The organism is Dictyobacter aurantiacus, from assembly GCF_003967515.1.
In the GTDB taxonomy this organism is placed as follows: domain Bacteria; phylum Chloroflexota; class Ktedonobacteria; order Ktedonobacterales; family Ktedonobacteraceae; genus Dictyobacter; species Dictyobacter aurantiacus.
This window is the reverse complement of sequence record NZ_BIFQ01000002.1, coordinates 2,472,218-2,493,888: the sequence shown is the minus strand read 5'-3', so window position 1 is coordinate 2,493,888 and position 21,671 is coordinate 2,472,218. Positions and strand designations below refer to the sequence as shown.

Below are 21,671 nucleotides of genomic sequence, written 5' to 3'. Positions count from 1 at the left end.
CGGTACGCATCTCATCACCTTCCGGCGATTGAGGTGTGGTCAATATTTGTAGAGGTCATTATGTTAACCATCAACATTGAAACAGCCCGTCGCTTCATCCTCGGCAAGCAGGGGCTGTGGCCCGGACGGCGCTGGCGCGGCATCGAGGGGACCGAACAGGCCATGCATGCCATGGAGTATTTGCAGCTCGATCCGCTGAACATCATTGCGCGCAGTCAGGATATCATGCTCCACAGCCGCGTGCTCGATTACACGCCTGGTATGTGGGAAAACGTGACGTATCAGAAACGCAAATTCTTCGATTGGGGGAGCTGGCTGGCTGTGCGAGCGATGGACGAACTGCCGCATTGGCGCGTGGTCATGCGCCGCGAACGCAATAGCGGCTTGCGCCTCCCTGCTATTGCCCGCGACCACGCTGAAGCCATCATCGAAATGCGCGCCGTCTTGCGCGAACGTGGGGTCGTGAGCAACCGCGACTTCGCCATGGCCACGCGCACACGCACGCAAAATTATCGCGGTCGCAAGGACAGCGCGCTGGCTTTATATTATCTATGGTCCACAGGTGAAGTAATGACACACCACCGCGACCGTTTTGAGCGCGTATATGCACTCACCGAACAGGTCGCGCCCACGCATCTTATCCGCGAGAGCAGCGACGACGAGGCTGATCGCTTCTTACTCAAAAAGGACATCAGCTTTGGCGGCCTGTCGCGCATCAGCCGTACGAGTGATTCGTTTCGGCGCGGCGACCCGGCCAGCGCGGCAAAGAAGTTGCTTGGGACGATGCTGGCCGACGGCGACATTATCGAGGTGCGGGTCGAGGGTTGGAAAATGGTGCACTACGCGCTCGGGAGTGACCTCACCATACTGCATGATTTGAACGCGGGACGTGTGCCGCAGGCCTGGATGCCGCTGGAGACGACCACAACAGAAGAAGTTGTCTTCCTCGCGCCACTCGATCACGTCAGCGCGCGCGGCCGGGCTAAAGTAGTATTTGATTTCGACTATGTGTGGGAGGTATATAAACCTGAACACCAGCGTAAGTTCGGCTATTACACGCTGCCGATCTTGTGGGGCGACCGACTCGTCGGCCGCTTCGACAGTAAGCTCGATCGACTGACCAGCACCTTTATCATCCTGGGCCTGTGGCTGGAGGATGAGACTCTTGGCAATGACGAGGTTTTCGCGGAAGCTTTAGCCCGTGGATTCGCACGCTTCGTACGCTTTCTCAGCGCAAGCAAGCTGGATGCAACAGCAATTCGCGAGCCGCTGTTGCATCGACGCATATGCTCTTTATCATCATAAGGTCCTAGTGAGCGGTCCAGCCGCAGTCGATCATCTGCGCGCTTCCGGTGATGGCGCTGGCGGCATCGCTGCACAGAAAAGTGGCCAGATGGGCGACTTCGGCTGGCTCCAGCAGACGCTTGATAGCGCCTTCGGTGACCATGACCTTCTCGACCACTTCGCTTTCCGGAATATTGTGGACTTTGGCCTGGGAAGCGATCTGCTTCTCGACCAACGGTGTGCGTACATAGGAGGGACAGATAGCGTTGCAGGTGACACCGTATTCGGCAGCCTCCAGCGCGGTGACACGTGTCAGGCCAAGCAGACCATGCTTGGCCGTCACATAGGCGGACTTGAAGGCGGAGGCGCGCACGGCATGGACCGAGGCGATATTGATGATGCGTCCCCACTTGCGTTCGTACATATCGGGCAGGACCGCCTGCGTCAACAGGAAAGGCGCGGTCAGCATGATCTCGATGATCTGGCGCCACTTCTCTTCGGGGAACTCCACAATCGGCGCCACATGCTGAATGCCGGCGTTATTGACCAGGATATCTACCGGTCCCTCGGCCTGGCGCGTGGACTCGACCAGCGCTTGTACATCTTGCGCTGAGGACATGTCGGCGGCCTGGAAGCGCGCACCCGCGAGCTCGCTGGCGGCCGCCTTGCCGCGCTCGACGTCCACATCTGACAGCGTAACCTTTACGCCCTGGGCAGCCAGATCCTGGGCGATGGCCAGGCCAATGCCGGAAGCCGCCCCGGTAACAATAGCTACTTTTCCACTCAAGCTAGTCATAGCAACAAAGACTCCTTCTCGTTGACAGTAAAGAAATAGATTTATGATCTATTTTCTTTGAATCGGGTATAACATACCCTTTGTATCCCCGGCTGCGGCGGGGAAAGGGAAAAGAGTTTTATGGGGACACCCCAAACCCCGGCAGGAGGGGCTTGCCGCCCCTCCTGCACCTCCCCGCTTTACCTTGCTTTATTTAATAAGTCCATCAATATAAATATGCTCATCCACCCATGTATAGTTCTTGTACGGATGAATTGGCCGTCAGGGTTGCCGCCTCACCATTAAGTACAATGCTGCCACCCTGTAAGATATAGGCATCATGAGCCACCTCCAAAGCCTGATGGGCGTTCTGCTCTACCAGGACGATGGTCAGCCCTTCCGCCTTATTCAACTGCTCAATAACATCAAAGACGGTCTCGACGATGATCGGGGCGAGGCCCTGTGATGGCTCGTCGAGCAGGAGCAGACGTGGATGAGACATCAGGGCGCGCCCGATCGCCAGCATCTGGCCTTCGCCCCCGCTCAGGCTGGCCGCGTGGGCATGCAGACGCTCCTTCAAGCGCGGAAAGAGATCCAGGATGCGCTCGATATCCTGTTCCATCTCGAAACGTGAGCGGCGCGTGTAGGCCCCCATGACCAGGTTCTCTCGTACGGTGAGGGAGCCAAACAGGTCGCGCCCCTCCGGTACCAGGGCCAGCCCTTCACGCAGTCGTTTTTCCGCTGAGAGTCTTCCCAATGGCCGATCCTCGAATTCGACGCGACCAGATTTGATAGGGATCAATCCACTGAGCGCGCGCATCAGGGTAGTCTTGCCAGCTCCATTGGAGCCTAAGATAGCGACGATGGATCCTTGCGCGACCTCGAATGAGATGCCATGCAGCACTTCCAGCGAGCCATAGCCTGCGTGCAGTTGTTCAACCTTCAACATGGGAGCCTCCCTGTGAGAGCTGTTCCTGCTGCACCTTTTTGCTGGCCGCGCGCCCCAGGTACGCCTCCAAAACAGCGGGATCACTCAACACGGTGGCTGGATCACCTTCAGCCAGCTTCTTGCCGTAATCCAGCACACAGACGCGGTCAGATACCGCCTGCACGAGCCGCATATTGTGCTCGATTAGGAGCAGCGTCGTGCCCACCTCTTTTTGCCAGTAACGCAATCGGGCGGCCAGTTCCTGCACATCCTGGGGAGGTACACCCGCCGCCGGCTCGTCAAGCAAAACCAGGCGCGGATGCAGTACCAGGGCACGCGCCACGCCGATCAGCTTCTGCGTTCCAAAGGGTAACGAGCCCGCCGGACGCCTGGCATAGCTCTCCAGTCCCAGCAGCTTCAGGGTCTCCAGAGCATGCTGGCGTGCACGAGCATCCTCGCGCTTGCCGGGTCCAAAGGGCAAGATGCCGGAGAGGATGCCCGCGCGCAAGCGCGTGTGCTGCGCGGTCAGCAGATTATCCAGCACAGTCATGCTGCCGAACAGCTGCAGCTGTTGAAAGGTGCGCCCGATGCCGAGCGAGGCTCTTCTGTGGGCAGCCAAACTCAACAGCTCTTGATCCGCGAACCGAATACTGCCGGCCACAGGCTTAATCAGTCCACTGATACAGTTAAGGACCGTGGTCTTGCCAGCTCCATTGGGACCCACCAGGGCAAAGATCTCGCCCTCATGAATCTGCAGGTTCAGCTCATTAATGGCGGTCAGGCCGCCAAAGCGCACGGTCAGGTTCTGGATCTCCAGCAATGGATTTGCCAGCACGGCTTCAGTCATTGGCATCTTCACCTTTCTGCCCTCTTTGCAGCCAGCCACCGGCGCGTGAACCCAGACTGCTCAATCCACTGGGAAAGAAGATCAGGACGAGCAGCAACAGCAGCCCATAAATCCCTGTATACAGGGTCGAAATCTGCAGCTGAAACGAACCGATGCTCATGGGACTTGGCAACTGGCCCAGCAGTAGCGGCAGAAAGCCAACAAAGATGGCACCCAGCACGGAACCAACCAGCGAGCCGAGCCCACCGACAACGATCATGGCCAGGAAGGCGATGGTCTGGTCGGCGCTGGACATGCTTGATGAGGCGGTGGTGGCCCAGGTGGCGTACAGGGCTCCGGCCAGCCCGGTCATGGCCGCGCTGATCACAAAGGCCTGCAGCTTATAGCTCGTCAGGTTAATGCCAAAGGCTTCAGCCGCCGTCTCGTTGTCGCGAATCGCCACCCAGGCTCGTCCGACCCGCGAACGCAGCAGGTGATAGCTCAGAAAGAGCAGGATAGCGACGATGGCGAAAATAACATAGTAAAGCATATGATCATCGTTCAAGAAATCTGGCAGGTTGCTCAGATCGTAGTTCTGGCGACCCGCCGTGGTATCCCAGAAATTCAGCAGCGCGCCAACGGTCGTCACCAGTCCCAGCGTGGCGACCGCCAGGTGCGCCCCCGAGATGCGCAGGGCCGGGCTGCCAACGACGATGCCGAGTACGGCTGAAACGAGCACCGCCACCAGAATACCCACCAGGTAGGGCTGTCCAAGATCACTGCACAGCCAGGTCAGGATATACGCGCTGACACCAAAGAAGGCGGCATTACCCAGTGAGGGCTGGGCCGCGTAGCCAGTCAGGATGTTCTGCGCCAGCGCCGCCAGGATAAAGATGCCGATCAGCGAGACATGATGCAACTGGAAACCGGAGCTGAACCCAAAGACCTGGTCATAGATCATCGGCAGTACAATGAGTAAGAGGATACCAGCGATGCTGACCAGCCAGCGTGGACGACGTAAAAAGGCTAAGCTTGAAGCGGCCGTCTTGCGTGACTCTGGCTGTATAGCTATCTCCTGATCCATGGCTGGCTTCTGTGCCATAGCTTTTTGCACTCCTTTGCTATACACGCCGCAGGAGCGCGCGACCACGCAATCCCTGTGGCCTGACCAGCAATACGATCACAAAACCGGCAAAGATTAATGTATCGCGCATCGCCGGATTGCTGATATCCAGTGATCCAAGTGTATGCCCGGCCAGAAAGTAGGCCAGCAGATTACTGACCAATCCAACGAGAATGCCACCAATGAGCGCACCCGGCAGGCTATCTAGCCCACCCAGCACGGCTCCGATAAACGCCGGCAGCAGGATAGGATCCATAAACTGCACATCGATCTGGTTGCTCTGACCCGCCAGTAGAATACCGCAGACCGCTGCCAGCAGCGCGCTCAGGGCCCAGATCAGCATGAAGATGCGGCCAACGGAGGCGCCCATCAGGCGCGTCGCCGGGATACTATCGGCCATGGCACGCATGGCGATGCCCAGACGCGTGTGCATCAGAAAGAGGTTCAAGGCCAGCATCAAGGCGGTGGTAACGACCAGGATTACCAGGTCGATCGCTGAAATATAGAGCCCTCCCAGGTGAAGAGCGTGGCCTTCAAATGGGGTTGAGAAATGCTGCACCTCGGCCAGTTGTGGCCAGATGGCCTGCGTGACTGTCTCCAACACCAGTGCCAGCGCCAACGTAGCAATGGCTTTGGTAAATACAGGTGCATGCAGGACGGGACGAGCGAAACCACGCTCCAATACAATTCCGAGCAGCGGCGCAAATATCAGGGTCAGGCACAGCGCCAACCAGAAATTAAGCCGTAGACCCGTCACCAAAATATACATTAAACAGGCACACAGGGCAGCGATGGCCCCATAAGCGAAGTTCAGCACCCCCGTGGTGCGATAGATCAAAACGATCCCCAGCGTTAATAGCCCGTATAGACTGCCCGTTACCAGTCCCGCTATGACGACTTGCAAAAATGCGACCATTGCATTTGCCCCCGTCGGCTATACATCCATTCATTAGCGCAAACATGACAGGTGAGTCATGTCTTATGTATCATGCCATGAAGATAACCCTGCTGTCAAGAGATGTTCTTTCTCCCCCTTGACATTTCAGATACATATCGGTTATATGTGAAACATGACTCATGTATCATATTCCTGACCACACAGGTGTGGTGTTAACAAAGGGAGCAAAGACGGCATGGATCTTTTTGCACGATTGCGCATCGGGAAACGCTATGCGGCGCTGCTGATAGCTGCGGCGGCCTTGCTTACACTGGCGGCATGTGGAAGCAATGGGGCGTCAAACACGTCGGCGGCCAATGTACCCGGTGTCAGCAATGACACGATTACCATCGGCGCGGTGCTGGATACGACGGGTCCGCTGAAGGTGATCTGCGCGCCTATTCTGGCTGGCGACCAGCTCTATTTCAACAAGATCAACTCGGCCGGCGGCATCAACGGTCGTAAGGTAAAACTGGTGCAGGTAAGCGATGATGGTGACTCGACCAAAACCAAGGGTGCGGTACGCCAGTTGTTCGAGCAGGACAACGCCTTCGCGCTGTTCCAGGTCTGTGGCTCGGGCAATGCCAATGTCGCCGAGACCTACACCAATCCCAAAGGTATCCCGATGGTTGATCCCATTGGTGGCGGCTCAAAGTTCAAGGATGCCCAGGGAAAAGCGCTGCCCTGGGTCTGGATGACACAGCCCAATTATGGGGATGAAGGTCATGTCATTGGTTATTATCTGACCAATAAGCAGCACGCGAAAACGGTTGGCCTGCTCTATGAAGATGATGTGCTGGGCCTGCAGCAGAAAACCACCCTGGACGAAGAGCTGCAAAAAAGTGGTGCCCAGTTGGTCGCTTCAGTGGGATATAACGCGGCCCAGACCGACTTTACAGCCGCGGTCCAGACCTTAAAGAGCAAACATCCTGACATCATCGTTCTCAATGGGCTACCCGGTCCCACGGCGAAATTCATCGCCACAGCAGCCAGCCAGGGCTATCATCCATCCCAGGGCTATCTGGCCAACTATCCTATGGCCGATAACTCCTGGGCCAAGGTCCTGGGATCCGCCGGAGAAGGTACGTACGTCAGCGGCTATACCAGCACGACATCGCCAGTCGGTCAGGAGTATCTCAAAGCCACCGCATCTGACCCGGTGTTTAGCGCCTACAAGTTCTATGGCTATATCAATTCCAAAATCTTCTCAGATGCGCTGAGTAAAGCGGGCAAGAATCTGACCCGCGATAGCCTGCGTAACGCATTGGATCACGATTTCAATAACTACGATACTGGCTTTGGCCCCAGTCTGACCTGGACGCCCGACCAGCACGGCGGCGTTAGCGATTTCATGTTCCTGCAGATCAAGAACTCCCAGCTCACGCCAGTCAGCGACTTTATCAAAGCTTCACAGGTCTGGCCATAGCAAACGTCTCACTATGAACCAGCCCGCACTTTTGAAAATCCGAAAAGCAGCCTCTGCGGGGTTCACAGGGGCGGCGAGCCCCTGTGGGGGTCCAGGGGTCTCCCCTGACCTTCATTCTCTTGTGGTGCCACCGCAGGCGGTACCACAAGAGCCTCTTATCCTCCAGCCTTGTTATTTTTCTAAGGGGTCAAATCTATGCCTACACAACCTGTCAGCGATACCTTTGTGACTACCAGCAGGCTTACGCACCATTATGTCCAGTGGGGTGAACAGGGACCCGCCATCATCTGTGCCCATGGCCTGACGGCCAACGCCTTCTTCTTTCAGGCCATCGCTGAAGATCTGGCGCGCGACCATCGCGTCTTTGCCTACGATCTGCGCGGACGCGGTAAAAGCGATCGGCCAGAGCATGGCTATAGCGTACCCATCCACGCCGCTGATCTATCTGCACTCATCAGCGCGTTGAAGCTCGAACAGCCCATCGTCCTTGGACACTCACTCGGCGCGCTGGTCTCCCTCTTTTTCGCGGCCCACTACCCGACGCAACTCAGCCGGTTGATCCTGGCCGATGGGGGAGCCCCTCTCCCCTGGAACAGCGTCGAGGATCAGCCAGCCTGGTTGACCGCAGCCATCAACCGCCTGGGAACAGCGGTTCCATCGTATCAAGAATATATTCAGCGCCTGAAGGCGGCGCCTTTCCTTGGACCCTATTGGAATGAGTATATAGATGTCTACTTCGAGCACGATGTAGAGCGACAGAATGATGGGTCGGTAATCTCCCGTAGCTATCGGGAAGGTATCTTGGAGGAGGGATTAAACTATGACGAGGCCAGAGCCGAAGAGCAATGGGGCAGGATACAGGTACCCACTTTGATTCTACGTGCTGGACAACAATTGTTGTCTCCCGGGGATCAGATTCTCTCAGAGGCGGTTGCAACTACTATGCACCAATCAATCAAAAACAGCCAGATCGTAGACTTTCCCACGCTCAACCACTATACCCTGCTGTTCAACATAGAGCCGGGACCGATAGAGGCCATATGCTCCTTTATCGCCTGAGGGCTCCTGCACAATATCGCGCGTGCGACGCATGCTTTGTGAAATATGGCGTGAATGCACCATATCTCACAAAGCATGCTGTATCTTTTTTTGCGCAAGATTGAAGAAGTTTTTCCTTTTTTCCATGCTATGATGACCAGAAAATGAGAAGAAGCGGATCTCACAAAGGTGGCCGATCTCCTCCTGCAACCGGCTACAGTGAAAAGGAAATAAGCTAATGGAATATACTGCTTCTACACCAATAACAGATATAGGCCTTTCCGCGCCCGCCGTACGTGCGCTACACGGGGCTGGCTATCATACACTCCAGGAGGTAGCCGGAGTCAGCGCAAGAGAACTGGCATCGTTGCATGGCTTTGGACCAAACGGTCAAAAAAAGCTTCACCAGGCGCTCGTGGATGCCGGCCTGCACGATTCAATAGAGATGAAACCAGCTTCTGAATAGGCAATCGCATGTGGTCTACGTTCGCTGAGCCGCCAATCACTCATAGTGGCACGTGGAGCAAACCGTGCTATGCTCCCCTTGCGGTGCTTGCTTGCCTTACAAGAGACAGGAGCAAAAGCATCCGCAAGGGATCTGCCCGTTAGCGATATTGAACCGTCAACACGGGCACGTAGGAACCAGCGGAGTCACCGCTGTAGAAGTCCATCACATCCATCTGATAGGTATTGTTGGTGGCCTTCTGGAAATGGACACGGAACTGGGTATGCCCATTCAGATTGATGTACGGGAAGGCACTGGAGGCGATGCTATCGCTGGTCGCCTGATTGGTCTGCGTGGGCACAGCATTGAAGTAGCCAACGTTGGCCTGTCCAGCACTGGCGTTGTAATCGGCCTGCTCCAGAGCATTATTCCCGTTAAAGCCACCGAGCGGCGAGATATCCGCACTGATTGAGTCCAGGTCCCCTTGATAGTAGTAGGGATCGTAGCGGTACAGGGTCAGCGTGGCACTAACGATGGTTGAGCCAGCTGGTATCTTGCTGGTGTCAAACGAGACAATGCTGACCTCAGCCTGGTTGAGCGAGGTTGAACCGGCCTGCAGGTAGGCTAGCGAGCCCATCGGGACGCCATCGTTGGGATAGATATAGCCATCCTCGGCCGCCAGCGAGGAGAGAGTGATACTATGGGTCGGCGCAGGCGTCGGGGTTGGTGTATTGGTTGGCGTTGGCGTCGTGGTCGGCGTGCTGGTTGGCGTCGGCGTCGGACTCTGGCCATTTTTGGGGTGGTTCATGAAGAAGGTGTACATGGCATTGGTGGCGCTGGGACCCTTGGGATCGGTATAGGAGCCGCTGGTGCTGCCACCGGACCAGGCGTGACCCATGCTGTTGATCTTCCAGTACTCCTCGATCTCGCTGCCGCTATTGTTGTTCCAGGTCTGTACGGTGTAGGAGTAGCCGCCGGAAACCTGGCCGTTGGTGTTGGTTGAGGGACTGCTAAAGCTGGCATTATATGTACTGTTGGAAGCCAGGTGGTCGGTCTGCATCCACTGCTGGATAACCTGGTCGCCGTTGACCGGATAGACGGTATAATCGCTCTGCCCCTGGAAGTCGATGGTGGGCACGACGCGGGCGGCGCTGCCCATGGCGTTATAGGCAGCCTGCCCCTGCTGTGTCGGACTGGGACCTCCCTGCGACTGCGCGGTGGTAGCCGAAGTCAGCGAGGTCGCCGCCTGGTATTCCAGCCCGGAATGCACCCCAATAGCGGCAAAGATATCAGGATAGGTGGCACCCATGATCACCGACATGGCAGCGCCAGCGGACATACCCGCCACGTAGACACGATTGCTGTCGATCGTCCACTGTGAGGTGGTCTGCTCCACCGTCTGGGCGATCCCGGCGATGATGGCTGGCTCGCCACTGCCACGCGCCTGGTCGGCGGTCTGAAACCAGTTCCAGCACGAGGACGAGTTATAGGTGCTGGTCTGCTGAGGGTAGACGACGATAAACTGCTTCTGGTCCGCCAGCGCGTTCATCTGCGTACCATTGGCAAAATCGGTTGGGTTTTGCGTACATCCATGCAACATGACGATCATGGGAACGGCCGTACCAACCTGGTAATTAGCGGGGGTGTAAACATAATAGGGACGACTGCCAGCGGAGCCATTGTAAGTATACTGGGTAAAGGTGCCGCTGCTGGCGTGCGCCCTCTGCATAAACGGAACGGTAAACATCAGTGCGGACATCAGGACCAGCGCGACCAGCGCTGTAAGGCTGCGAAGTAATTTCGACATGAAAGCCCCCTCTCACATCCATGTGTTATGAGGTAGCTATCCGCCGACTCGGCGTGCGGATAGCTATAAACGCCGCTCAACGGTGAGCAAATACAGGGCTAGGCTACAGGAGATCAGCAAAATACTTTCTGGGATAGATTAAACAGGCAGGATATACAGTTGCCACATTACAAGGACATGACACATGATTCATATATCAGATAAATGGGCATGTTGTCAAGGGAGCGATTGTGGATAATGGCAGGATGTCAGTTACCTACAGTTGCTCCCAGGGTACTGCGAAATTGGGTCGCGATAGCGATAAACTCGTCGAGGGCGGATGGATTGCTCAGGGTATCGCGGCTCGCGACCTTCTCCGGAGACTGGCCCAGAAATAGCTTCTTGACCGGTACCTCCAGCTTCTTACCGCTCAGGGTGCGCGGAATCTCCTGAACCGCTATCACGGTGTCGGGAACGTAGTGGGGTGAGATCGTAGAACGCAGGCGCGTTTTGATCTTCTTGATCAGCTCTTCGCTGAGTGGCTGCGCGTCTTTTAGAACGACAAACAGCGGCATGTAGTACGCACCGCCGGGCAACTCGACGCCAATCACCAGGCTATCAACCACCTCGGGTAGATCTTCCACCGTACGATAAATCTCGCTGCTGCCCATCCTAATACCTTTGCGGTTGATGGTCGAATCCGAGCGGCCGGAGATGATCACGCTCCCTCGATCGGTCAACTGTATCCAGTCGCCGTGGCGCCAGGTGCCGGGATAGGTGGCAAAGTAGCTATCATAGAGACGTTGCCCCTGTGGATCGTTCCAGAAATAGATGGGCATCGAGGGTAGCGGCTCACGAATGACCAGTTCTCCAACTTCATTCACCACCGAGCGTCCCTGTTCATCAAATGCCTCTACTTTAGCACCCAGCGCCCTGGTCTGGATCTCACCCGCATAAACGGGGAGCAGGATAGAGCCACCAACAAAGGCCGAACAGACATCGGTACCACCGCTGATCGAGGTCAGCCAGAGATCCTGCTTGACCGCCTGATACACCCAGCTAAAGCCTTCTGGCGGCAGTGGCGATCCGGTCGAGCCCAGGGCGCGCAAGCGCGTCAGTTGATAGGTCTGGGCGGGCGTGATCCCGGCCTTCATACAGGCGGTCAGGTAACCCGCACTGGTTCCAAAGATGGTGATGCCGGCCTCCTGCACCAGCTCCCATAAGGCGCCAATATCAGGATAGTTTGGACTGCCATCGTAAAGCACGATCGTACAGCCAACCAGTAGACCCCCAACCAGCAGGTTCCACATCATCCAACCGGTAGTGGTAAACCAGAAGAAGCGATCTTCCGGCTTCAGATCCATGTGCAGATGCAGAAACTTGATATGCTCCAGCAGGATTCCGCCCTGACTCTGAACAATCGCCTTTGGAAGCCCCGTCGTTCCCGAAGAATAAAGCACCCAGAGTGGATGGTTAAAGGCTACCTGAGCATAGGTCAACGTGTCATCATAAGCCAGGAGCTCATCCCAGAGCAGTGTAGCGGGATCGCTATCCGCCTGGGGCGCGGCATAGACGGAAGGGATAATGATGGTTTTGCGCAGCGTTGGCAGCGCCTGGCGCAGCTCCGCCACCGTCGCACGCCGGTCCAGCTCCTTGCCGCTGTAGCGATAGCCATCGATGGCAAACAGCACGCATGGCTCGATCTGCTGAAAACGATCCACCACGCTTTTGATGCCAAAATCGGGAGCGCAGCTGGACCAGGTCGCCCCAATGCTGGCGCAGGCCAGAAACGCGATCACCGCCTCGGCACTATTGGGCACATAGGCGACGACGCGATCTCCCACGCCAACGCCTAGAGCCTTGAGCCCATTGGCGACCGAGCCAACCTGTCGCTGCAGCTGCTGCCAGGAAACCTCGCGCAGGGACTGTGACTCGGAACGTACCAGCAGGGCTGGCCTATCCGCGGTGGCATGCCGAAATACCTGTTCCGCGTAGTTCAGGCGAGCCCCGACAAACCATTCAGCCCCGGGCATCCAATGCGTCATAAGAACCTGCGTATAGGGCTCGGATGCCTGTATCCGCATGTACTGCCAGATAGAGTCCCAGAAATCTTCCAGCCTGTCGACCGACCACCGCCACAGTTGCTCAGGCGTCTCCATCTGCAGACCTTTTTCATGCTTCAGCCAGTACATATAATCGGTAAGATTGGCTCGCTGCTTTACCTTCTCCGACGCTTCCCACAGTACTGTGTTCTCCTCGGAAAAATATTCCATTGCGCTTCATGTCTCCTTCATGGTTCAAATGTTGAGTATCATTGCCCCATAGCCTCAAAATATGACGCATGAGTCATGTATCATATTTTGAGGCGCATTGTCAAGCTATAGCGGATCGCGCAGGCAAAAATTTATATGTATCTTTAAAATTTCCAGAAAAGTTTAGCCGACCATATAGTAGCCAATACCGGGCTCAGTAAGGATGTGGGCGGGCTGTGAGGGATTCGCTTCAAGCTTACGGCGCAGGCGACCAATGTAGACGCGCAGATATTCAGACTCGCTGCGATACTCGGCACCCCAGACACGCCTGAGCAGGGCCTCGTGGGTAAAAATCTTGCCGGGATGCAGGGCCAGTTCCTGCAGCAGATCAAATTCGGTTGGCGACAGCTTGACCAGCGTGCTATCTTTCCATGCCCGCCGCTGCTCAAAGTCGATCTCCAGATTGCCGAAGCGGCGCGTCCCCATTGAGATAGGATGGTCGGCCCAGTGGTTGCGCCGCAGGACCGCCTTAATGCGCGCCATCAGTTCACCGATACTGAAGGGCTTGGTCAGATAGTCGTCAGCACCCTGTTCAAGGGCCGCGATCTTATCAGCATCCTCTCCCAAAGCGGTCAGGATAATGATCGGGACGGTGCTGCTCTGGCGGATGCGGCGGCAGACTTCCAGACCATCCATGCGCGGCATCATGATATCCAGAATGACCAGCGCGAAATTATGCTTCTCAAACAGGGCCAGGGCCTCTAGCCCATTAGCAGCCAGCGAGACTTTGAAGGATCGTAGCTCCAGGTTGCGCTGCACAAAATCCTGGATGCCCGGCTCGTCATCGACGACGAGGATGTGCTTTTCCTGTGGCATACATCGACACTCTTTCTTTGTGTGCTAAAAAACCTCTTCCAGCTTGAAGGGTCGCGACGGCGCATTGGGCTGATGGAGCAGACGCGCTGGCAACCAGATATGGAAGATGGCGCCAGTCGCGCCATCGGTACGGTTCTCGGCCCAGATGCGGCCCCCATGGGCCTCCACAAACCCACGGCAGATGGCCAGCCCCAGTCCAACGCCGCTGCTGCTGCGCTCGCGCCCACTATCAACCTGGTAGAAGCTTTCAAAAATACGCTCGGTCAGATCGGCTGGCAAGCCAGGGCCATTATCCTCCAGGCTCACACAGATCCCGCTCTCCCCTGTTTCCTGCGTGTAGCGCACGGCAATAATTATCTCGGCGTGCGCGCCCGCATAGCGCCTGGCGTTCTCCAGAAGGTTGCGCAGGACCATCTCTATACGGCGCTGATCGATATAGACGACCGGCACTTCTTCAGGCAGCGAGAGCCGTATCTGCAGCTGCCTGTTCTCGTCGCTTTCGATGACCCTGTTGAACAAGATATCCAGCCGGCACAGACTGGGTGAAAGCTTAAGGGTGCCAGCCTCCAGTTGTGACATCTCCAGCAGGCTGGTCACTAACTCAGCCATGCGGTCCTCCTCTTCGACTATACGAAGCAAGAAGTCGCGTTGCGTGGCTTCATCCACCTCGACGTCGGTCTCCAACAGGCTGGTGGCATAGCCTTTGATGGAGGTCAATGGTGTGCGCAATTCGTGCGAGACGATTGCCAGGAGATTCTGCTTGACGCGCTCGGCCTCGTTCTGTCGGGTAACATCACGCATGAGCTTGCCGTGCCCGATGACCTGGCCCGCCTTATCGCGTACCTGGAACAGGCGCATGCGGATGTGGCGCCGCGAGGGAACGAGTTGGCCGAGTTGATTATAGTAGCCATGCACCTGAAACTCTATCGTCTGAGGACCACTGCCGCCATCGGCATGGCGCAATGCTTCTCGATATACCTCTGGCTTCTCTATCAGAGCCTCCATACGCTCAGTCAGATGCTGGCGCTGAAAGGCGTCCTCGTCAATGCCGGGGGTCGACATACCAACAAACTGCGTGAAGCGCTGATTGGCGTAGACGACCTCTCCGGTAGGATCTTCCAGCAGCACCCCCTCGTCCATGCTCCCGAGCAGGGCATCCAGCGTTTGTAGACGCGTATAGCTCTGCTCGTCGCTTTTGCGAAACAGCGTATGGATCTCCTCTTCCATCTCGGAGAAGGCGTTCATCAGCCGCCCGATCTCATCTTTGCGACTCTTCTCGCGCACCAGCAAGCGGTGATCGGTTACCTTCCTGGCCTGGTCAGGCTTGATCAGGGCCGCGGCCTGGGCCAGTCTGGAGATGGGGGCCACCACCCAGCCGTGCATGACAAACCAGAAGACGCTGGCGCCAACCAGCAGCATGATCAAGGCCAGAATCAAACTATGCTGAAAGCTGACGACGGTAGCAAATGTCTCATCAACCGGTCGGCCGACCGCGACCGTCCAATCGGTTTCGCGAATCGGCACATAGCTATAGAGCCAGTCGCGCCCCTCTTCCCTGGCAATGACGTTGCCCGGCTTACCATGCAGGGCATTACCCAGACCAGGAATGCTCTGCACCAAAGGGACACTGGCGGACGTCCCTGGCGCGTTGACGATGGAGATGCCCTGCTTATCCATGATCCAGATGCGCATCTCACCGCTGTTGTGCACCTGCTCCTGCACGGATCGCAGATGGGGATCTAACTGTTGCTGCTGCAGGGTCAGCATGATCATGCCAACCAACTGATGCTGGTTATTGAGAATGGGAGTCGCCAGCGCCACGCTATAGCTATGGGTCAGCTGATCGCTGCGTTCTATGAGCAGATAGCCCTGCTGGGAATCATGCAGCTGCCGCGCATATGAGGCGATACTGACATCTGGAGGCTGACTGGAACTGAACTGTGGATAGGTGAGCAATAACTTGCCCCTCGCGTTATAGACGCGATACTGGCCAATCTCGGAGTGGACGCGGGTAGAAATGCTGAATTGGGCGGCGAGTTGCGTGAGGTTGAGCTGGGACGCGGCAGGACTCAGAGCCTGCTCCTTCACTTCCTTCACCGTTCCCTGCACATAGGTCTCAACATCCTGAGCTAGCGCCTGAGCCAGACTCAGGTCCGATTGCTGCGCGCTCTGCTGCAGGGCATCGTATTGAAAAAAATAGAGCTCGGCTCCGCCCAGCACCAGCGGAATCACAAACAGGCCATAGAAGACGAGTAACTGCAGGGTAATTTTGCGTTCCAGTATTTTCAGCATGGTTCGGCCTCGCTCAAGAAACTGTGCCTCAGTGGTTATAGTATGCGTCAATATGACGAGCAATTCAACTCTTTGCTTCCCCACCTCCAAAAATATTTATATTTTTGTTTACGCCAACCTATCTTCCGTTTACGGCTTTGTTACTCGCCGCCCGTATACTTACCCGTAAACCTTGCGATATCCTAAAGGCAGTACGTAAAACAGGGAGGTTCAATGACAACTCTGCGTTTCGATACCGCCGAGGATACCACCAGAGATGAGTCGATGGCGCCAATCATCGCGGCCAGCACGATCGGCTCCGCGATCGAGTGGTTGGATTTTTTCTATTATGGTTTTCTGTCCATGACGGTATTTCCCGCCGTGTTCTTTCCGGGTTTCAATTCCTATGTGGGCGTGATCGCTTCGTTTACGACCAATTTCGTGGGCTTCGTAGCGCGACCGCTGGGCAGCGTCTTCTTTGGTCGCTTTGGCGACCGGGTTGGACGTAAGCCGACGCTGGCCACTACGCTGCTCCTGATCGGCATCGCGACGATGTTAATCGGGGTGCTCCCAGGCTATAAGACAATCGGAATACTGGCCCCGCTGCTGCTGGCGCTGCTGCGTTTTTTACAGGGCGTGGGGGTCGGCGGCGAATGGGGTGGCTCGGTCCTGCTGACGATGGAGTTTGGCAATCCGCAACGGCGGGGCTTCTTGACTAGCTGGCCGCAGACGGGCGCCTTTGTAGGTCTGGGACTGTCTGTCGCTTCGCTGCTGCTCTTTAAAAATCTCTATCCTGGGGAGGCATTTCAAAGCGTGGGCTGGCGCATGCCGTTTCTCTTGAGCACAATGTTGCTGCTGGTAGGACTCTATATCCGACTACGCATCCCTGAAACAACCGCTTTTTTACGCGTTCAGGAACGGCAGCGGTCACAAAGTATCGTGCGCCAGATATGGCGCGGCTACTGGCGAGAAATCCTGCTTTCCGCGCTGGTGCGTTCGGGAGAGCAGGCACCATTCTATATTTTTACGACCTTTATGCTCTCGTATGGCGTCGCGACGCTACATTGGGAAGCAGCGTTGCTCTATCGAGGTCTGATCCTGGCCTCGTTGGTGGCCTGCGTTACCATTCCCATCACAGGCGCGCTCTCGGATCGCTTTGGGCGGCGACAGGTTACCATATATGGGGCGCTGCTGATGTGCGCCTGGGCCTTCCCTTACTTTTTATTTTTTAATACCGGCAATCCCGTGTTGATCATGCTGGCGATCGCGTTCTCGCTGGGAGGCTGCCATGCCTGCCTCTATGGACCCCAGGCGGCCTTGATCGCGGAACGCTTTCCAACGCAATTTCGCTATACGGGTGCAACCCTTGGCTATCAGCTCGCGTCGATCATCGCTGGCGGACCCGCCCCGATCATCGCGACGTATCTCCTCGGCCGGGTACAGCCCTTCAACGCGAACTACCCGGTCTGGGTACTCATCGCCCTGTATGTGATCGTGATGGCCCTGATCTCGCTGCTGGCAGCGCTCTATCTGAAGGATTATACAGGCCGGGCAGCGGTTGAAGATCCGGCATAGCGAAAGGAGGTGCAGTTCATACGACATAGTGCCAGGTGCATCAACGAAGATGCACCTTCTGATCTCAGGAATATGGCCTTTTCAACCTGAAGTGTAATCCAAAGGAGGACTATTATGAGCACGAATATAGCATCGATGGATGAACCAACCCCACAACAGATGCGTACGGTCATTATCTCCAGTACGGTGGGCACAGCCATCGAATGGTATGATTTTTTCCTCTATGGCACGATGGCCGCATTAGTATTTCCAAAACTCTTTTTTCCTGCCTCCGATCACGTTGTCGGTACCCTGCTCTCATTGTTAACCTTTCTGGTTGGTTTTATCGCTCGCCCCTTTGGTGGCGCTCTATTTGGACACCTGGGAGACCGCATCGGGCGTAAATCGACGCTGGTAGCTACCCTGCTGCTGATGGGCGTCTCCACTTTTATCATCGGCATCCTGCCCGGCTACGCCACCCTCAGTGTGTTCGCGGCCCTGCTGGTTACTCTGATGCGCCTCTGCCAGGGACTGGGAGTCGGCGGAGAATGGGGCGGCTCGGTCCTGCTGGCGATGGAATACGGGCATAAGAGCAGACGCGGCTACTGGGCCAGCTGGCCACAGCTTGGCGCTCCACTGGGATTGGCCCTCTCGACGATCGTGGTGGATATCGTCCAGTCAGCGATGGGCAACGCGAGCTTTCTGTCCTGGGGCTGGCGCATCCCCTTCTTTGTCAGCGCTCTACTTATCCTGATCGGCCTCTACATTCGCCTGCGCGTCATGGAGACCCCGCTCTTCGCGAGGGTCAAAGAGCAAAAGCGCGAGGCTGAGGCGCCTCTGGCGCACGCGTTCCGCCATAGCACGCCTGAGATCTTGCTCAGCGCGGGTTCACGCTTCGTTGAACAGGCGCCATTCTATCTCTTCGCCACGTTCGTGGTCACCTATGGGGTAGATAAGCTGCTCCTCAACAAAACGATGATCCTCAATAGTATCGTGGTCGCCGCCGTGCTGGAGATGATCACCATTCCCATCTTTGGCGCGCTCTCGGACCGCATTGGACGCCGTCGCTGGTACTTGATCGGCTGCATACTGATGGCGGCCTTCGCCTTCCCATACTTCTTATTAATGAATAGCGGCTCAACAGCACTCTTTGTAGTCGCAGTTGTTCTGTCGCTGGCCATCTTCCATTCCTGGGTCTATGGTCCACAGGCCGCGATGATCGCCGAACGCTTCAGCACGCGCTCGCGCTACAGTGGCGCCTCACTTGGCTATCAACTGGCCGCCCCGCTGGCCGGTGGCCTGGCCCCGATTATCGCGCTACTGCTGCTCAACGGCAAAACCAATCTGTCGGCCCTGGGACTCAATGGTGTCGTCCTCAACATCGGCTCCGGCTCCTGGCAGGCCGTCTCGATCTACATGGTTATCCTGGCGGTGATCTCATTCGCGTCGGTGCTCGGCCTCAAAGAACTGACGCATGCCGATATCTCCAGCGTCGAAGAAGACAAGATCTCTTCTGACATGCTGATTCTGGCCGCCGAAGATTAATCTCGTCACCTCCCCTGTACCCATAGCTCTGCTCTATCTCGCACATAGAGCAGGGCTCTTTTTTGACATTCCACAGTCAAGCTATAAACCTGGTTTGCCGGAAAGTTGTATATCGCTCCCATTATACCGAGTGTTGTAACTTTCCGGCCCATCCTCAGCGTGTCTACATTGTGGATTACATCACACTGTGAACTGTTCCACATTATAAGAGCAATTATTACACGTGAAGATGCATCATTCTATCTGTAAAGGATGATGCATCTTCACTTTTATTGTACATACTAACCGGGTGTGAGTATTCTGGGAAGTATCCTTAGAGGGTACTACCAGGCAAGGTATTATTCTTATAATGCGACATGCGAAATATAGGAAGAAGAGAGAGATGATTAAATACTCTATGGTGAAGTTAAATAGAGGACGAGCATTCAAAGTAACAGCGCTACCACTATTCCTGTCTCTGGCACTGGTCTTGCTGCTATCCGCCTGTAGCAATGCGGGCTCATCAGCATCAACGCCATCGGCAGGAACGACACTAACCGCGACGGCACAGGGGAACGCAACTCCGACCTCGTCCAGCACAACAACAGTAGATTCAAGCTCTACAGGATCCAACAGCGGAGGCAACAACAAACCAACCGTGCCTCTGACAGCAATCCGCATGCTTGACACACAGAACGGCTGGGCGCTGACCGCCAGCTCTATTCTGAGAACATCTGATGGTGGTGCCCATTGGAAAGATGTAACACCAGCTAATGCGGGCCTCAACAAGGACGCCAAAGCTACCTTCATGAATGGTCAGTACGCATGGATCGCCATTCCTCCAGCCAATATGCAGGAGGGCGCGGGCATCACTATCCTGCGCACCAGCACGGGTGGCACTAACTGGCAGAGCTCAAAGATCAACGACCCACGGGTGTCGATCATCGATATGCCTCACTTTTTGAATGCGCAGGAGGGATGGCTTGAGGCTTCCAGCACGCCTGGCGCCGGTCATGCCGGATCAGACATCTGGCATTCAACAGATGGCGGCCAGACCTGGACGCAGCTCTCCAGTAATGCCGACTCCAGCGGACTCAGCCTGGGCTATGTCACCGGCATCTCGTTGAAAGACTCACAGACCGGGATCGCGACCGGCAATCTGGGCGCGGGTGGTGATAATTCGGTTCCTTCGATCGCCCTCACGCAGAACGGAGGAAGAACCTGGCAGATGCTGTCTCTACCGCACCTTCTGGGCGGCTATGACACGATCAACAATAACTCGCAGCCACCAGTCTTCTTTGGCAATACCGTTGTCATGCCGGTCAACGTCAGCGCTCAGGATAATCCTAACCTGCTGGTCCTCTATCGTTCAAGTGATGGCGGTCAGCACTGGGTACAGACAAGCGTGGCTCACATCGCGGCCAGCAACACCTACGTCCTGGATGCAAACCATGCCTGGGCAACCGATACCCAAACCGGCAAACTTTATCGCACCACTGACGGTGGCGACCACTGGAACGTCGCATCCAATGCCGCCTACAACCTGCTGGCCTTAAGCTTTACCGACACCAGCACCGGCTGGGGTGTCTCTAGCCAATCACTCTACCACACCACTGATGGAGGGCAGACCTGGCAGCAGGTACAGTACACCATTCAATAACATCCTTGCATCGCGCATTGAATAACCAGAGGGGGGATGAAGCCTGAAACGCTTCATCCCCCCTCTGGTTATAAGGTCAGAGATCAATTACTATTTCATCCTGAGGGCGTGAGCAACAAAGCGGTACATTCCCATCAGCCGGGAGATCCAAGTGGCTCAGGTTGAGTTTCCGGAGTCATAAAAGATGCCACTGTAACCTCAGCACGTACATCCCTGTAGAGATAATCAATTCGCAGGGCCTGCTGTAACACAACATCGGGGAACGCCGCTGAATACAGCTGTAAGCTGTTCATCTTCTGGAATGAATAGCCGGCCCCTCAAAAGAGAGGAAACAGTGACCAATGTCTAAACGCATTCTCCTACTTCCACTGGTGGTCTTCGCTCTATTGCTGGCATCATGCGGCAACTCAAGCTCGGGCAACTCATACTCCACAACCAGCTCCAATAATGCGCAGGCCAGCAGCAAACCCACTGCGACACCGACCTCGTCATCGTCTTCACAAACTTCAGGTGAGGTCATCAAGACAACGAAAGCTACTGTCAATGGTTCTTCACAAGTTATTCTGACCAACGCGCAGGGCATGACCCTGTATTACTTCACCCCTGATACAGCCACAACCTCCGCCTGCACCGATAGCTGCGCTTCAACCTGGCCTCCAGCTTTCTTTGATGGCACGGGCGTGGTTCCTCATGTATCCTCGCTCCAGGGAACATTTAGCCTGCTGGACACATCCAGCAAAAAACAGATCGCCTACAACGGTCATCCCCTCTATACATATGCGGGAGATAGCGCAGCCGGACAGACCAATGGCGAAGGAATCGGCGGCAAATGGTTTGTGGCCACATCCACGCTAAAGGCACAGAGTGCTCCTCAAACCCCTTCCAGCAAAAATGGTTATTAAAAAATATGTTGATTGAAGTCACGAGGTCACCTGGTCGCACAGCGACCAGGTGACCTCGTGACTT

General features: G+C 55.9%; 17 protein-coding genes. 8 read left to right on the top strand and 9 right to left on the bottom strand.

Going from position 1 to position 21,671, the window contains the following annotated elements; all coding sequences use genetic code 11:
• The first annotated feature begins 60 nt into the window (after positions 1 to 60).
• Positions 61 to 1,305, top strand: a complete 1,245-nt coding sequence (locus tag KTT_RS34880) for a winged helix-turn-helix domain-containing protein (protein WP_126602762.1) — start codon at positions 61 to 63, stop codon at positions 1,303 to 1,305.
• 4 nt (positions 1,306 to 1,309) lie between these two features.
• Here the strand turns inward: KTT_RS34880 and KTT_RS34875 are convergent, their stop codons facing one another.
• From KTT_RS34875 to KTT_RS34855, 5 genes are all read right to left on the bottom strand, one after another.
• Entirely contained in the window at positions 1,310 to 2,080 is a 771-nt protein-coding gene (locus tag KTT_RS34875) for a 3-hydroxybutyrate dehydrogenase (RefSeq protein ID WP_126602760.1), read from the bottom strand.
• A 220-nt stretch (positions 2,081 to 2,300) separates the two neighbouring features.
• Positions 2,301 to 3,008 carry an ABC transporter ATP-binding protein gene (locus KTT_RS34870; protein WP_126602758.1) on the bottom strand — a complete coding sequence of 236 codons (708 nt, stop codon included), beginning with the start codon at positions 3,006 to 3,008 and terminating at the stop codon, positions 2,301 to 2,303.
• Positions 2,995 to 3,834: an ABC transporter ATP-binding protein gene (locus KTT_RS34865; RefSeq protein ID WP_160146362.1), complete on the bottom strand. Its 840-nt coding sequence runs from the start codon at positions 3,832 to 3,834 to the stop codon at positions 2,995 to 2,997. The genes KTT_RS34870 and KTT_RS34865 overlap by 14 nt, the downstream gene beginning before the upstream one ends.
• Positions 3,827 to 4,915 carry a branched-chain amino acid ABC transporter permease gene (locus KTT_RS34860; RefSeq protein WP_126602753.1) on the bottom strand — a complete coding sequence of 363 codons (1,089 nt, stop codon included), beginning with the start codon at positions 4,913 to 4,915 and terminating at the stop codon, positions 3,827 to 3,829. Before KTT_RS34860 ends, KTT_RS34865 begins: the two co-directional genes overlap by 8 nt.
• Positions 4,916 to 4,934: 19 nt before the next feature.
• Complete coding sequence (locus KTT_RS34855) at positions 4,935 to 5,852, bottom strand: branched-chain amino acid ABC transporter permease (protein ID WP_126602751.1); 918 nt, start codon at positions 5,850 to 5,852, stop codon at positions 4,935 to 4,937.
• Between the two features lie 217 nt (positions 5,853 to 6,069).
• Between KTT_RS34855 and KTT_RS34850 the strand changes: the two genes are divergently transcribed.
• From KTT_RS34850 to KTT_RS34840, 3 genes are all read left to right on the top strand, one after another.
• Positions 6,070 to 7,299 (top strand): ABC transporter substrate-binding protein, encoded by a 1,230-nt coding sequence (locus KTT_RS34850; RefSeq protein WP_126602749.1) that lies wholly within the window; start codon positions 6,070 to 6,072, stop codon positions 7,297 to 7,299.
• Between the two features lie 195 nt (positions 7,300 to 7,494).
• Positions 7,495 to 8,358, top strand: coding sequence for an alpha/beta fold hydrolase (locus tag KTT_RS34845; RefSeq protein ID WP_126602747.1), 864 nt, complete (start codon positions 7,495 to 7,497; stop codon positions 8,356 to 8,358).
• 217 nt (positions 8,359 to 8,575) lie between these two features.
• Positions 8,576 to 8,803 (top strand): DNA-directed RNA polymerase subunit alpha C-terminal domain-containing protein, encoded by a 228-nt coding sequence (locus KTT_RS34840; RefSeq protein ID WP_126602745.1) that lies wholly within the window; start codon positions 8,576 to 8,578, stop codon positions 8,801 to 8,803.
• 139 nt (positions 8,804 to 8,942) lie between these two features.
• Here KTT_RS34840 and KTT_RS34835 read toward each other — a convergent pair whose 3' ends face one another.
• From KTT_RS34835 to KTT_RS34820, 4 genes are all read right to left on the bottom strand, one after another.
• The gene (locus KTT_RS34835) at positions 8,943 to 10,589 is read right to left on the bottom strand and encodes an extracellular catalytic domain type 1 short-chain-length polyhydroxyalkanoate depolymerase (protein WP_126602743.1); all 1,647 of its coding nucleotides are present in this window, start codon (positions 10,587 to 10,589) and stop codon (positions 8,943 to 8,945) included.
• 248 nt (positions 10,590 to 10,837) lie between these two features.
• Positions 10,838 to 12,841, bottom strand: a complete 2,004-nt coding sequence (locus KTT_RS34830; RefSeq protein ID WP_126602740.1) for an acetoacetate--CoA ligase — start codon at positions 12,839 to 12,841, stop codon at positions 10,838 to 10,840.
• 162 nt (positions 12,842 to 13,003) lie between these two features.
• On the bottom strand, positions 13,004 to 13,696 hold the full coding sequence (locus KTT_RS34825) for a response regulator transcription factor (protein ID WP_126602738.1): 693 nt from the start codon (positions 13,694 to 13,696) through the stop codon (positions 13,004 to 13,006).
• A gap of 24 nt (positions 13,697 to 13,720) precedes the next feature.
• Positions 13,721 to 15,988 (bottom strand): sensor histidine kinase, encoded by a 2,268-nt coding sequence (locus tag KTT_RS34820; RefSeq protein WP_126602736.1) that lies wholly within the window; start codon positions 15,986 to 15,988, stop codon positions 13,721 to 13,723.
• Between the two features lie 213 nt (positions 15,989 to 16,201).
• On the opposite strand from KTT_RS34820, the gene KTT_RS34815 reads away from it, so the two are divergent.
• From KTT_RS34815 to KTT_RS34800, 4 genes are all read left to right on the top strand, one after another.
• Positions 16,202 to 17,542, top strand: coding sequence for an MFS transporter (locus KTT_RS34815; RefSeq protein WP_218031080.1), 1,341 nt, complete (start codon positions 16,202 to 16,204; stop codon positions 17,540 to 17,542).
• 114 nt (positions 17,543 to 17,656) lie between these two features.
• Positions 17,657 to 19,066: an MFS transporter gene (locus KTT_RS34810; protein ID WP_235845955.1), complete on the top strand. Its 1,410-nt coding sequence runs from the start codon at positions 17,657 to 17,659 to the stop codon at positions 19,064 to 19,066.
• 382 nt (positions 19,067 to 19,448) lie between these two features.
• The gene (locus KTT_RS34805) at positions 19,449 to 20,705 is read left to right on the top strand and encodes a WD40/YVTN/BNR-like repeat-containing protein (RefSeq protein ID WP_160146361.1); all 1,257 of its coding nucleotides are present in this window, start codon (positions 19,449 to 19,451) and stop codon (positions 20,703 to 20,705) included.
• Between the two features lie 341 nt (positions 20,706 to 21,046).
• Positions 21,047 to 21,607: a COG4315 family predicted lipoprotein gene (locus KTT_RS34800; protein ID WP_126602732.1), complete on the top strand. Its 561-nt coding sequence runs from the start codon at positions 21,047 to 21,049 to the stop codon at positions 21,605 to 21,607.
• Positions 21,608 to 21,671 lie beyond the last annotated feature (64 nt).